General features: G+C 59.8%; 9 protein-coding genes. All 9 read left to right on the top strand.

What is annotated here, in order from left to right:
* Window positions 1-176 precede the first annotated feature (176 nt).
* The 9 genes from ACIPLA_RS09935 (at window position 177) to gltB (ending at window position 13207) form a co-directional block, all read left to right on the top strand.
* Complete coding sequence (locus ACIPLA_RS09935; RefSeq protein WP_123499947.1) at window positions 177-1241, top strand: pilus assembly protein PilM; 1065 nt, start codon at window positions 177-179, stop codon at window positions 1239-1241.
* Entirely contained in the window at window positions 1241-1807 is a 567-nt protein-coding gene (locus ACIPLA_RS09940) for a PilN domain-containing protein (RefSeq protein WP_218397036.1), read from the top strand. The genes ACIPLA_RS09935 and ACIPLA_RS09940 overlap by 1 nt, the downstream gene beginning before the upstream one ends.
* The gene (gene pilO, locus ACIPLA_RS09945; protein WP_218397038.1) at window positions 1804-2427 is read left to right on the top strand and encodes a type 4a pilus biogenesis protein PilO; all 624 of its coding nucleotides are present in this window, start codon (window positions 1804-1806) and stop codon (window positions 2425-2427) included. The genes ACIPLA_RS09940 and pilO overlap by 4 nt, the downstream gene beginning before the upstream one ends.
* Window positions 2424-2951, top strand: a complete 528-nt coding sequence (locus tag ACIPLA_RS09950; RefSeq protein ID WP_123499940.1) for a pilus assembly protein PilP — start codon at window positions 2424-2426, stop codon at window positions 2949-2951. The genes pilO and ACIPLA_RS09950 overlap by 4 nt, the downstream gene beginning before the upstream one ends.
* Before the next feature lie 13 nt (window positions 2952-2964).
* Entirely contained in the window at window positions 2965-5040 is a 2076-nt protein-coding gene (gene pilQ / locus ACIPLA_RS09955; protein ID WP_401173033.1) for a type IV pilus secretin PilQ, read from the top strand.
* Between the two features lie 4 nt (window positions 5041-5044).
* Complete coding sequence (gene aroK, locus ACIPLA_RS09960; protein ID WP_032830073.1) at window positions 5045-5563, top strand: shikimate kinase AroK; 519 nt, start codon at window positions 5045-5047, stop codon at window positions 5561-5563.
* A gap of 150 nt (window positions 5564-5713) precedes the next feature.
* Window positions 5714-6814, top strand: coding sequence for a 3-dehydroquinate synthase (aroB, locus tag ACIPLA_RS09965; RefSeq protein WP_192346755.1), 1101 nt, complete (start codon window positions 5714-5716; stop codon window positions 6812-6814).
* 10 nt (window positions 6815-6824) lie between these two features.
* A complete protein-coding gene (locus tag ACIPLA_RS09970) occupies window positions 6825-8411 on the top strand; it encodes an SPOR domain-containing protein (protein ID WP_401173034.1) in 1587 nt (528 codons plus the stop codon).
* Between the two features lie 350 nt (window positions 8412-8761).
* The gene (gene gltB / locus ACIPLA_RS09975) at window positions 8762-13207 is read left to right on the top strand and encodes a glutamate synthase large subunit (protein WP_218397046.1); all 4446 of its coding nucleotides are present in this window, start codon (window positions 8762-8764) and stop codon (window positions 13205-13207) included.
* The last annotated feature ends 65 nt before the right edge of the window (window positions 13208-13272 follow it).

A 13272-nucleotide genomic window follows, 5' to 3' on the forward strand; every position in this document is an offset into this window, starting at 1 on the left:
GGGGTTCAGGCTATACAGAGAATGACCCGCGCTTGCAGTGAAAGCGGAAAAAACGCTCAGCATTATAAGCATTTTTCCGTCGGGAGCGTCATTTGCGCTTCTGTCAAGACGGAGGGTATTGAACGCAATGGATATTACAGAGTCCGTAACTCACGGATAGTCATAGGGAATTGGTAGTGCTAGGACTCTTCAATAAAAAAGCCAATACGCTTCTGGGGATCGACATCAGCTCTACGTCGGTGAAGCTACTGGAGCTAAGTCGTCAAGGCGACCGGTACCGGGTCGAGGCCTATGCGGTCGAGCCGCTGCCTGCCAGCGCCGTGGTCGAGAAAAATATCGCCGAGCTCGAAGGGGTGGGGCAGGCGCTTGCGCGGGTGCTATCCAAGGCCAAAACCAGCCTCAGGAACGTTGCCGTGGCGGTGGCCGGTTCGGCGGTGATCACCAAGACCATCGAGATGGACGCCGGTCTTTCCGACGACGAGATGGAAAACCAACTGAAGATCGAGGCCGATCAGTACATCCCTTATCCACTGGACGAAGTGGCGATCGATTTCGAAGTGCAAGGCGTGTCGGCGCGCAACCCCGAGCGGGTCAATGTGCTGCTGGCGGCGTGTCGCAAGGAAAACGTCGAGGTCCGTGAAGCGGCCCTGGCTCTGGCCGGGCTGACCGCGCGCGTGGTCGACGTCGAAGCTTATGCCCTGGAGCGATCGTTCGGCCTGCTGGCAACCCAGTTGGCCGCCTCTCAGGAGCGTCTGACCGTGGCGGTGGTCGATATCGGGGCCACCATGACCACCCTGAGCGTGTTGCACAACGGGCGGATCATCTACACCCGCGAACAATTGTTCGGTGGGCGTCAACTGACGGAAGAGATCCAGCGTCGTTATGGCTTGACGGTCGAACAGGCGGGGTTGGCGAAGAAGCAGGGCGGTTTGCCGGACGATTACGTCAGCGAGGTCTTGCAGCCGTTTCGTGATGCGTTGGTGCAACAGGTGTCGCGTTCATTGCAGTTTTTCTTTGCCTCTGGCCAGTACAACTCGGTCGATCACATCCTTCTGGCCGGCGGCACCGCCTCGGTCCCCGGGCTGGAGCGATTGATCGAGCAGCGACTGGGTACGCCGACCCAGGTCGCCAATCCATTCTCCAACATGACCCTGAGCAGCAAGGTCAACGCCGGTGCCTTGGCGAGCGATGCCCCGGCACTGATGATCGCTTGCGGGCTGGCCCTCAGGAGTTTCGACTGATGGCGCGGATCAATCTTTTACCCTGGCGTGAAGAGTTGCGCGAAGGGCGTCGCAAACGCTTTTTACTGGCATTGGTCGGTGTGCTGGTGGGGTCGGTGGCAGCGCTGCTGATTGCGGACCAGGTCATTAACAGCGCCATTAATCGGCAAGTCGCCCGTAACGATTACATTGGCAAGCAGATTGCTGTGGTCGACGAGCGGATCAAACAGATCAGCGATCTGAAGGCCCGCCGACAGCAACTCGTCGAACGCATGCGCATTATTCAGGACCTGCAAGGCAACCGGCCGATCAGCGGGAGGATTTTCGATCAATTGGCGCGTACCTTGCCGGACGGTGTTTATTTCACCGAAGTGAAAATGGTCGGCAAAACCGTGTCCATCACCGGCGCGGCGGAATCCAACAACCGGGTTTCGGATCTGATGCGCAATCTTGATGCCTCCGATTGGTTCGATGCGCCCAACCTCACGGAAGTCAAGGCGACCACCGCCGGTCAGCTGGATCAGGCCAATGTTTTTCAGTTGACCGTCCGTCAGACCCAGCCCGCGATTGTGGGGGGCGCTAAATGAAACCATCCGAATGGTTCGAAGGCTTACGCCAGATCGACATCAACGATCTGGACACCAACAACATGGGTTCCTGGCCACCGGCGATCAAGGTCCTGGCAAGTGTCCTGCTGATGATCCTGGTGCTAACCCTTGGCTACAGCTTCTTGATCAGTGACCTGCAAAACCACCTGGAACTCAGGCGAGAGGAAGAATCGACGCTCAGGGAGCAATTCGCGACCAAAGCCCATATGGCGGCGAATCTGGAGCTGTATACCCAGCAGATGAAGGAAATGGAAAACTCCTTCGGCATGCTTTTGCGGCAATTGCCCAGCGACACCGAAGTGCCCGGCCTGCTGGAGGACATCACCCGCACCGGCCTGGGCAGCGGCCTGGACTTCGAAGAAATCAAGCTGCTCCCGGAGGTCACCCAGCAGTTCTACATCGAGCTCCCTATCCAGATCACCGTCACCGGCGCTTATCACGACCTGGCCACTTTTGTCAGTGGCGTGGCCGGGCTGCCACGGATCGTCACCCTGCATGACTTCGACCTGGCGCCGGCCAATCCCGATGGCGGTCCGAAGTTGCGCATGAGCATCCTGGCCAAGACCTATCGCTACAACGACAAGGGGTTGCAGAAATGAGCCCGATTCGTTGCCTGTCGATGGTTATGTGCCTGGTCATCCTGGCCGGTTGTGGCGGCGACAATGATTTCAGCGACCTGGACGCCTACCTGAACGAAGTGCGCCTGCGTGCCCCCGGCAAAATTGAACCAACGCCGACATTCCGGTCTTACCCGACATTCACCTATAACGCTGCCAACCTGCGTAGCCCGTTCTCCCGACAGGTCAGAGTCGATCTGGCCGGTCAGAAGCACGGCTCGCGTAACGTCAAACCCGACCCCAACCGGGTCAAGCAGTACCTCGAAGGTTTCAACATCGAACAGTTTGAAATGGTCGGCACCCTCTCCAATGCAACCGGCTCCTTTGCGCTGTTGCGCGGGGCGGGCGGCGTGCATCGGCTGAAAGTCGGCGATTACCTGGGGCGTAACGATGGGCGGATCGTCGCCATCAGCGGTTCGCAAGTCGACGTGGTCGAAATCGTTCCTGACGGTGAAGGCGCCTGGCTGGAACGGCCGCGGACCATCCCTTTGAAAGAGCACTCATAGTGGAACTCGAATAATGAACAGGATTTTCTCAACCTTCGGTATTTCGCTATGGATAGCGTTTCTGTCGCCGATGGTGCTGGCGGCCAACCTCAAAGCGCTGGATGTCGCCGCGCTGCCCGGTGACCGTGTCGAGTTGAAGTTGTCGTTCGATGGGCCGCCACCGCAGCCCCACGGTTACACGACAGAGCAGCCTGCGCGGATTGCGCTGGACCTGCCTGGGGTCACCAGTCAGCTGGCGAACAAGAATCGGGATCTGGGCGGCGGCAATGCCCGCAGCGCCACGGTCGTTGAGGCCAAGGACCGTACGCGGCTGATCATCAGCCTGACTCAATTGACGCCATACAACGCTCGCGTCGAAGGCAACAATTTGTTCGTGGTTGTCGGGCAAGGGGCCGGTAGCAAGGCGCCCAAACCGGCCGCCAGCGCACCGCGCGCAGCCACTGCGACGCCAGCGCCCGCCAGGGTCAATGCACCCGTGGGCAAAGCCATCCGGGGCGTGGACTTCCAGCGCGGCACCCAGGGTGAGGGCAATGTGGTCATCGATCTGTCGGATCCGTCCATCGCCCCCGACATCCAGGAACGCGATGGCAAAATCATCGTCGGTTTCACCAAGACCCAACTGCCTGAACGGTTGCGAGTACGCCTCGACGTCAAGGATTTCGCTACGCCGGTGCAGTTCGTCAATGCCAGTGCCACAGGCGATCGGGCCATCATCAGTATCGAGCCCAGTGGCGCCTTCGATTATTCGACCTATCAGACCGACAACAAGCTGACCGTCAGCATTCGGCCGATGACAGTCGATGACTTGCAGAAGCGCAACACCGAACGCTTTGCCTACACCGGCGAAAAACTCTCGCTGAATTTTCAGGACATTGATGTGCGCTCGGTGCTGCAACTGATCGCCGATTTCACCAACCTCAATCTGGTGGCCAGCGACACGGTGCAGGGCGGCATCACGTTGCGCCTGCAGAATGTGCCATGGGATCAGGCGCTGGACCTGGTGCTGAAAACCAAAGGCCTGGATAAACGCAAGATCGGTAACGTGCTGCTGGTGGCGCCGGCCGATGAAATCGCTGCCCGAGAGCGTCAGGAACTGGAATCGCAGAAGCAGATCTCCGAACTGGCGCCTCTACGTCGCGAGCTGCTACAGGTCAACTACGCCAAAGCCGCCGATATCGCCAAGCTGTTCCAGTCGGTGACCAGCGCCGAGGCGAAAGTCGACGAGCGAGGTTCAATCACTGTCGATGAGCGAACCAACAACATCATTGCCTACCAGACCCAGGATCGACTCGACGAGCTGCGTCGCATCGTTGCGCAACTGGATATTCCGGTGCGTCAGGTGATGATCGAGGCGCGTATCGTCGAGGCCAACGTCGATTACGACAAAAGCCTTGGCGTGCGCTGGGGCGGTTCGGTGCAGAAGGGTAACTGGAACACCTCCGGGGTCAACGGCTCTTCGACCACCATAGGGACGCCAGGCAGCACCAGTACCAACTCGCCGTTCGTCGATTTGGGGACCTCTGCCAATACCTCGGGGATCGGCATCGCCTTCATTACCGACAATGTGCTGCTGGACCTTGAGCTTTCGGCCATGGAGAAAACCGGCAACGGGGAAATCGTCTCGCAGCCCAAGGTGGTCACGTCCGACAAGGAAACCGCGAAAATCCTCAAGGGCACTGAGATTCCCTATCAGGAAGCCAGCTCCAGCGGCGCCACCTCGGTGTCGTTCAAGGAAGCTTCGCTGTCCCTGGAAGTGACCCCACAGATCACGCCGGACAACCGCATCATCATGGAGGTCAAGGTCACCAAGGATGAACCGGATTACCTGAACAAAGTGCAGGATGTACCGCCAATCAAGAAAAACGAGGTCAACGCCAAGGTGTTGGTCAACGACGGCGAGACCATCGTCATTGGTGGGGTTTTCTCAAATACTCAGAGCAAGGTTGTAGATAAGGTGCCATTTCTCGGCGATGTGCCGTATCTTGGCCGCCTTTTCCGGCGTGACGTGGTTTCGGAGAAAAAATCCGAGCTGCTGGTATTTCTCACTCCGCGTATCATGAACAATCAGGCGATTGCTGTGAGTCATTGATTCTGTGCGAAATTTGATTCTTGTTGGACCGATGGGGGCTGGAAAAAGCACCATCGGCCGGTTGCTGGCCAAAGAGCTGCGCCTGCCATTCAAAGATTCCGATAAGGAAATTGAATTGCGTACGGGCGCCAATATCCCGTGGATTTTCGATAAGGAAGGCGAACCGGGCTTTCGCGACCGCGAGCAGGCGATGATCGCCGAGCTGTGCGCGTGCGACGGTGTGGTATTGGCGACTGGTGGCGGCGCAGTGATGCGCGAAGCCAATCGCCGGGCGCTGCACGCGGGTGGTCGGGTGGTCTATCTGCATGCGTCGGTCGAGCAGCAGGTCGGCCGAACAGCTCGCGACCGCAATCGGCCACTGCTGCGCACCGCCGACCCGGCGAAAACCCTGCGGGACTTGCTGGCGATCCGTGATCCGCTGTATCGGGAAATCGCCGACCTGGTGGTTGAAACCGATGAGCGGCCGCCGCGGATGGTGGTGCTCGATATCCTCGAACGCTTGCAGCAGCTACCGCCCCGTTAATGCGCGGCGCGAAATGCGCTATCCTCGGCGTCCTGTCTCAGCCGCTCAAGGTTGTGGCGGCTGGCTACCGAATGGCGTCACACCAGCAGACGCCATGGAATTCGTAAACTCAAGGCAGGACGCCTGATTCCATCTTCACTGTGGGGACACATGCAGACACTCAAGGTCGATCTAGGCGAGCGCAGCTACCCGATTCATATTGGCGAAGGTTTGTTGGATCAGCCTGAGCTGCTGGCCCCGCATATCCGCGGGCGGCAAGTAGCGATCATCTCCAACGAGACCGTCGCGCCGCTCTACCTGGAGCGTCTGACCCGCAGCCTCGCGCAGTTCTCGGTGATTTCCGTGGTGCTGCCCGACGGCGAAGCCTTCAAGACCTGGGAAACCCTGCAACTGATTTTCGACGGCCTGCTGACTGCACGGCACGATCGCCGTACCACGGTGATCGCCCTCGGTGGCGGTGTAATCGGTGACATGGCCGGTTTTGCGGCCGCCTGCTACCAGCGAGGCGTCGATTTCATCCAGATACCGACCACGTTGTTGTCGCAAGTCGACTCTTCGGTGGGCGGCAAGACCGGGATCAATCACCCGCTGGGCAAGAACATGGTCGGTGCCTTCTATCAGCCCAACGTGGTGCTGATCGATACCGCCACCCTCAACACCCTGCCGCCCCGCGAACTGTCCGCCGGGCTGGCGGAAGTCATCAAATACGGGCTGATCTGCGACGAGCCATTCCTGACCTGGCTCGAAGATAACGTCGATCGCCTGCGAGCGCTGGACCAGACCGCCCTGACTTATGCCATCGAACGCTCCTGCGCGGCCAAGGCTGCGGTGGTGGGTGCTGACGAGAAAGAGACGGGCGTTCGTGCCACGTTGAACCTGGGCCACACCTTTGGCCACGCGATCGAAACCCATATGGGCTATGGTGTCTGGCTTCATGGTGAAGCAGTCGCTGCTGGCACCGTAATGGCTTTGGAGATGTCCGCGCGCCTGGGCTGGATCAGCGAACAGGAGCGTGATCGCGGTATTCGCCTGTTCCAGCGGGCCGGCCTGCCGGTCATCCCGCCGCAAGAGATGACTGAAGCCGATTTTCTCGAGCACATGGCAATTGACAAGAAAGTGATCGACGGTCGTTTGCGCCTGGTGCTGCTGCGCCACATGGGCGAAGCAGTGGTGACCGACGATTATCCGAAAGAGGTTTTACAGGCCACGCTGGGAGCGGATTACCGCGCCCTGGCTCAGCTTAAAGGTTAATAAGATCCCGATGACTAGTTTGCATGCCGACGAGGCTTTCCTCGGCCATTACCAGTTAAGTCATGACCCTTTCGCTCCACGGGTGCCTGGCTTCAAATTTTTCCCGGCCCAGCGCAAACCGGTGCTGGGGCAACTGCATCATCTGGCCCGTTACAGCCAGTTGTTGCTGGTGGTCACTGGCCCTCAAGGCAGCGGCAAAACTCTGTTGCGTCAGGCCCTGGTGGCCAGCACCAACAAACAGTCAGTGCAGAGCGTGGTGGTTTCCGCCCGTGGCGCCGGCGATGCGGCTGGTGTGCTGCGTCAGGTGGCTCAGGCGCTGAATGTCGAACAGGCCGAAATTGGCGCCATCCTGGCCCAGGTGGTACAGCTTGCCCTCACGGGGCAGGAAGTCTATTTGCTGGTGGATGATGCCGAGCAGCTCGACGAATCCGCGCTGGAAGCCTTGCTGGCCTTGGCAGCGGGCGCACCGGAAGGTCGCCCCCACGTGTTCCTGTTCGGTGAGTCTTCGCTGATTGCCCAGCTTGAAGCGCTGACCCTTGAGGAAGAGCGTTTCCACGTCATCGAATTGCAGCCTTACACCGAAGAAGAAACCCGCGAATATCTGGATCAGCGTCTCGAAGGCGCTGGCCGGGGTATCGAACTTTTCACCGCGGATCAGATCTCTGATATTCACGAAAGCTCCGACGGTTGGCCTGGCAACATCAATCAGGTCGCCCGCGATGCAATGATCGAAGCCATGATTGCCAGCCGCTCAGCGGTGAAGCGTCCAAGTATGGGGTTCAACATGCCGAAGAAACACGTATTGGCGATTTCCGCCGTAGTCGTGGTCGCGGTAGCCGCCGCCTGGTTGATGCCGGGTCGCAGCAAAGCACCGACCACCGGCGCGCCTGCCAATGAACAGGCACAACTGCCATTGGGCCAGGGCGCGCCACAAACTGACAGCAGTGGCGCTCCCGCCGTAGAGTTCGCCGGTAATTCACAACCGATGCCATTGCCGTTGGTCGGCAACTCGCAGCCGGTGATGCGTGGTCCGCTGGCCGAAGCGGCCGGTGGTATCACCGAAGGCGACGACGGCGTGCCGGTCGAAGGTTCCAGCGCTACACCGCCAACCGTGACCACGACTGCGCCGCCTGCCGGCATCCAGCCGGGGCCGGCGCCAACACCTGCGGCCAAACCGGTTCCAGCGCCGACTCAGGTCGCGACCGCCAAGCCAGCGCCTGCACCTGTTGCCAAACCGGCTCCAGCGCCCGCCAAGCCGGTCACCGCCGCCAAACCTGCCGAGAAGCCAGTCGCCGTGGCTAAAGCCGCCGGTGGCAGCTGGTACGCAGGCCAGGCGCCGGGTAACTACGTGGTGCAAATCCTCGGCACCAGCTCCGAATCGGCCGCGCAAAGCTTCGTCAAAGAGCAGGGCGGCGAGTACCGTTATTTCAAGAAAGTACTCAACGGCAAGCCGCTTTACGTCATCACCTACGGTAGCTTCGCCAACCGCGATGCAGCCGTTACCGCCATCAAAGCCTTGCCAGCGAAGGTTCAGGCTGGTAAACCTTGGCCTCGCACTGTCGCCAGCGTCCAACAGGAACTGGCAACAACTCGCTGAAGATTCGGCGGCCTTACCCAGGCCGCCTCTCCAAGCACCTCAAAATTTCTGCAAGCGCATGCCGCCTCTCCAGGCCGCGTGCCTTGTGGTGTCTGCGTCACAGTAGTCTTTGAGTCGCTGCGGTCAAAATTAAAAAAGTTTTGACTAGCACAGCATATCGCTTTAAACCTTTCACAAATGCGACATAGATTTGCGACATTTCGTCGTCAAATTTGTGAGCCTCTGTGTCGGTGTGTACAATGACCTCCCTTTTGCCCCCGCAAAGCTGGCGTACGTTCGGCGTGGATGGTAACTGGCTGAATTGAAAAGAAATTTGCCTCGATAAGAGGCAGCCTGGTGAGAAAGTGTCTATGAAAGCAGGTCTGTACCAACCAGATGAATTCAAGGATAACTGCGGTTTCGGCCTGATAGCCCATATGCAGGGCGAGCCCAGTCATACCCTTTTGCAAACGGCCATTGAGGCCCTGACCTGCATGACCCACCGCGGTGGGATCAACGCCGACGGCAAGACCGGTGACGGTTGCGGTCTGCTGATTCAAAAGCCGGATGTATTCCTGCGAGCCATCGCCCAGGAAACCTTCGGTGTCGAACTGCCCAAGCAATATGCGGTGGGCATGGTCTTCTTCAACCAGGACCCGGTGAAAGCCGAAGCCGCTCGCGAGAACATGAACCGCGAGATCCTGGCCGAAGGTCTGCAACTGGTCGGCTGGCGCAAAGTGCCGATCGACACCAGCGTCCTCGGCCGCCTGGCCCTTGAGCGCCTGCCGCAAATCGAGCAGGTCTACATCGGCGGTGAAGGCCTGAGCGATCAGGACATGGCGATCAAGCTGTTCAGCGCCCGTCGTCGTTCGTCCGTGGCCAACGCCGCCGACGTCGATCACTACATCTGCAGCTTTTCCCACAAGACCATCATTTATAAAGGCCTGATGATGCCGGCGGATCTGACCGCCTTCTATCCAGACCTGAGCGACCAGCGCCTGCAAACCGCAATCTGCGTGTTCCACCAGCGCTTCTCCACCAACACCTTGCCGAAATGGCCGCTGGCTCAGCCGTTCCGCTTCCTCGCCCACAACGGCGAGATCAACACCATCACCGGCAACCGCAACTGGGCTCAGGCCCGTCGCACCAAGTTCACCAACGATCTGATGGATCTGGAAGAACTCGGCCCGCTGGTGAACCGCGTAGGTTCCGACTCCTCCAGCATGGACAACATGCTCGAGTTGATGGTCACCGGTGGTATCGACCTGTTCCGTGGCGTGCGGATGATCATTCCGCCTGCGTGGCAGAACGTCGAAACCATGGACCCGGATCTGCGCGCGTTCTATGAATACAACTCGATGCACATGGAACCGTGGGACGGCCCGGCTGGCGTGGTAATGACTGACGGTCGTTACGCGGTGTGCCTGCTCGACCGTAACGGCCTGCGTCCGGCGCGTTGGGTCACCACCAAGAACGGCTTCATTACCCTGGCCTCGGAAATCGGTGTCTGGAACTACCAGCCTGAAGACGTGATTGCCAAGGGCCGCGTTGGCCCTGGCCAGATCTTTGCCGTGGACACCGAAACCGGTCAGATCCTCGACACCGATGCCATCGACAACCGTTTGAAGTCCCGTCATCCGTACAAGCAATGGCTGCGCAAGAATGCCCTGCGCATCCAGGCGACCATGGAAGACAACGACCATGGTTCGGCGTTCTACGACGTCGATCAGCTCAAGCAGTACATGAAGATGTATCAGGTCACGTTCGAAGAGCGCGACCAGGTGCTGCGTCCGCTCGGCGAACAAGGCTACGAAGCTGTCGGCTCGATGGGCGACGATACGCCGATGGCCGTGCTGTCCCAGCGCGTGCGCACGCCGTACGACTATTTCCGCCAGCAGTTCGCGCAGGTCACCAACCCGCCGATCGACCCGCTGCGTGAAGCCATCGTCATGTCGCTGGAAATCTGCCTCGGTGCCGAGCGCAACATTTTCCAGGAGTCGCCGGAACACGCCTCGCGTGTGATCCTCAGCTCGCCGGTCATTTCCCCGGCCAAGTGGCGCTCGTTGATGAACCTCGATCGTCCGGGCTTCGAACGCCAGATCATCGACCTTAACTACGACGAAAGCGTCGGCCTTGAAGCCGCAGTGCGCAATGTTGCCGATCAGGCTGAAGAAGCCGTTCGCGCCGGTCGCACCCAGATCGTGCTGAGTGACCGTCACATCGCCCCGGGCAAGTTGCCGATCCACGCTTCGCTGGCGACCGGTGCGGTGCATCACCGCCTGACCGAAAAAGGCCTGCGTTGCGACTCCAACATCCTGGTGGAAACCGCGACTGCTCGCGACCCGCATCACTTCGCGGTGCTGATCGGTTTCGGTGCTTCGGCGGTCTATCCGTTCCTGGCCTACGAAGTGCTGGGCGATCTGATCCGCACCGGTGAAGTGCTGGGCGACCTCTATGAGGTGTTCAAGAACTACCGTAAAGGCATCACCAAAGGCCTGCTGAAGATCCTGTCGAAGATGGGTATCTCCACCATCGCCTCGTACCGCGGTGCGCAACTGTTCGAAGCCATCGGCCTCTCCGAAGAAGTCTGCGACCTGAGCTTCCGTGGCGTACCAAGCCGCATCAAGGGCGCGCGTTTCGTCGACATCGAAGCCGAGCAGAAAGCCCTGGCGGCCGAAGCCTGGAGCCCGCGCAAGCCGATCCAGCAAGGCGGCCTGCTGAAGTTCGTCCATGGTGGCGAATATCACGCCTACAACCCGGACGTGGTCAGCACCCTGCAAGCCGCTGTGCAGCAGGGCGACTACAGCAAGTTCAAGGAATACACGGCGCTGGTGGACAACCGTCCGGTGTCGATGATCCGCGATCTGTTCAAGGTCAAGACCCTGGACACGCCGCTGGACATCAGCGAGATCGAACCGTTGGAATCGGTGCTCAAGCGCTTTGACTCCGCGGGCATCTCTTTGGGCGCATTGTCGCCGGAAGCCCACGAAGCCCTGGCCGAAGCCATGAACCGCCTCGGCGCGCGTTCCAACTCCGGCGAAGGCGGCGAAGACCCGGCGCGCTACGGCACCATCAAGAGCTCGAAAATCAAGCAGGTCGCCACTGGCCGTTTCGGTGTGACCCCGGAATACCTGGTCAACGCTGAAGTGCTGCAGATCAAAGTCGCTCAGGGCGCCAAGCCCGGCGAAGGCGGTCAGCTGCCAGGTGGCAAGGTCAACGGTCTGATCGCCAAGCTGCGTTACGCAGTGCCGGGCGTGACCCTGATCTCGCCTCCGCCGCACCACGACATCTATTCGATCGAAGACTTGTCGCAGCTGATTTTCGACCTGAAACAAGTCAACCCGAAGGCATTGGTCTCGGTGAAGCTGGTTGCAGAAGCCGGCGTCGGCACCATCGCTGCCGGTGTGGCCAAGGCCTACGCGGACTTGATCACCATTTCCGGCTACGACGGCGGCACCGGTGCATCGCCGCTGACCTCGATCAAATACGCGGGCGCTCCGTGGGAACTCGGCCTGGCCGAAACCCACCAGACCCTGCGCGGCAACGACCTGCGCGGCAAAGTCCGGGTGCAGACCGACGGCGGCCTGAAAACCGGCCTCGACGTGATCAAGGCAGCGATCCTCGGCGCTGAAAGCTTCGGCTTCGGCACCGCGCCAATGATCGCCCTGGGTTGCAAATACCTGCGTATTTGCCACCTGAACAACTGCGCCACCGGCGTCGCGACTCAGAACGAGAAGCTGCGCAAGGATCACTACATCGGTACCGTCGACATGGTGGTGAATTTCTTCACCTACGTCGCCGAAGAAACCCGTGAGTGGCTGGCCAAGCTGGGCGTGCGCTCCCTCGAAGAGCTGATCGGCCGTACCGATCTGCTGGAAATCCTCGAAGGCCAGACCGCCAAGCAGAACCACCTGGACCTGACCCCGTTGCTGGGCAGCGATCACATCCCGGCAGACAAGCCTCAGTTCTGCCAGGTCGACCGCAACCCGCCGTTCGACAAAGGTCTGCTGGCCGAGAAAATGGTCGACCTGGCCACTTCGGCCATCAACGACATGAGCGGTGCCGATTTCGCCCTGGATATCTGCAACTGCGACCGTTCCATCGGCGCGCGGATCTCCGGTGAAATTGCTCGCAAGCACGGCAACCAGGGCATGGCCAACGCGCCGATCACCTTCCGCTTCAAAGGCACGGCGGGTCAGAGCTTCGGTGTGTGGAACGCCGGCGGCCTGAACATGTACCTGGAAGGCGACGCCAACGACTACGTCGGCAAGGGCATGACCGGTGGCAAGCTGGTCATCGTTCCGCCGAAGGGCAGCATCTACAAGACTCAGGACAGCGCCATTATCGGCAACACCTGCCTGTATGGCGCCACCGGGGGCAAGCTGTTCGCCGCCGGTACCGCGGGCGAGCGTTTCGCGGTGCGTAACTCCGGTGCTCACACGGTTGTGGAAGGCACTGGCGATCACTGCTGCGAGTACATGACCGGTGGTTTTGTCTGCGTATTGGGCAAGACTGGCTACAACTTCGGCTCAGGCATGACCGGCGGTTTCGCCTACGTGCTCGACCAGGACAACACCTTCGTTGACCGGGTCAACCACGAACTGGTGGAAATCCAGCGGATCAGCGGTGAGGCGATGGAAGCCTATCGCAGCCACCTGCAACGCGTGCTGAACGAATACGTCGAGGAAACCGACAGCGAGTGGGGTCGTAACCTCGCTGAAAACCTCGATGACTATCTGCGTCGTTTCTGGCTGGTCAAGCCCAAGGCTGCCAACCTGAAATCGTTGCTTTCCAGCACCCGTGCCAACCCGCAGTGATATGCGCCTGTAGAGTTTGATGAGGTTTTAACAATGGCTGACCGTCAGAATAACGACTTACAGTG

The sequence above is a fragment of the Pseudomonas sp. NPDC086112 genome (genome assembly GCF_044746425.1).
Taxonomy (GTDB): domain Bacteria; phylum Pseudomonadota; class Gammaproteobacteria; order Pseudomonadales; family Pseudomonadaceae; genus Aquipseudomonas.

What these genes read in the sequence shown, in the direction of transcription:
- pilO (WP_218397038.1), top strand. Translation starts at nt 1,804, where the DNA reads ATGAAACCATCCGAATGGTTCGAAGGCTTACGCCAGATCGACATCAAC.
- ACIPLA_RS09940 (WP_218397036.1), top strand. Translation starts at nt 1,241, where the DNA reads ATGGCGCGGATCAATCTTTTACCCTGGCGTGAAGAGTTGCGCGAAGGG.
- ACIPLA_RS09970 (WP_401173034.1), top strand. Translation starts at nt 6,825, where the DNA reads ATGACTAGTTTGCATGCCGACGAGGCTTTCCTCGGCCATTACCAGTTA.
- pilQ (WP_401173033.1), top strand. Translation starts at nt 2,965, where the DNA reads ATGAACAGGATTTTCTCAACCTTCGGTATTTCGCTATGGATAGCGTTT.
- gltB (WP_218397046.1), top strand. Translation starts at nt 8,762, where the DNA reads ATGAAAGCAGGTCTGTACCAACCAGATGAATTCAAGGATAACTGCGGT.
- ACIPLA_RS09950 (WP_123499940.1), top strand. Translation starts at nt 2,424, where the DNA reads ATGAGCCCGATTCGTTGCCTGTCGATGGTTATGTGCCTGGTCATCCTG.
- aroB (WP_192346755.1), top strand. Translation starts at nt 5,714, where the DNA reads ATGCAGACACTCAAGGTCGATCTAGGCGAGCGCAGCTACCCGATTCAT.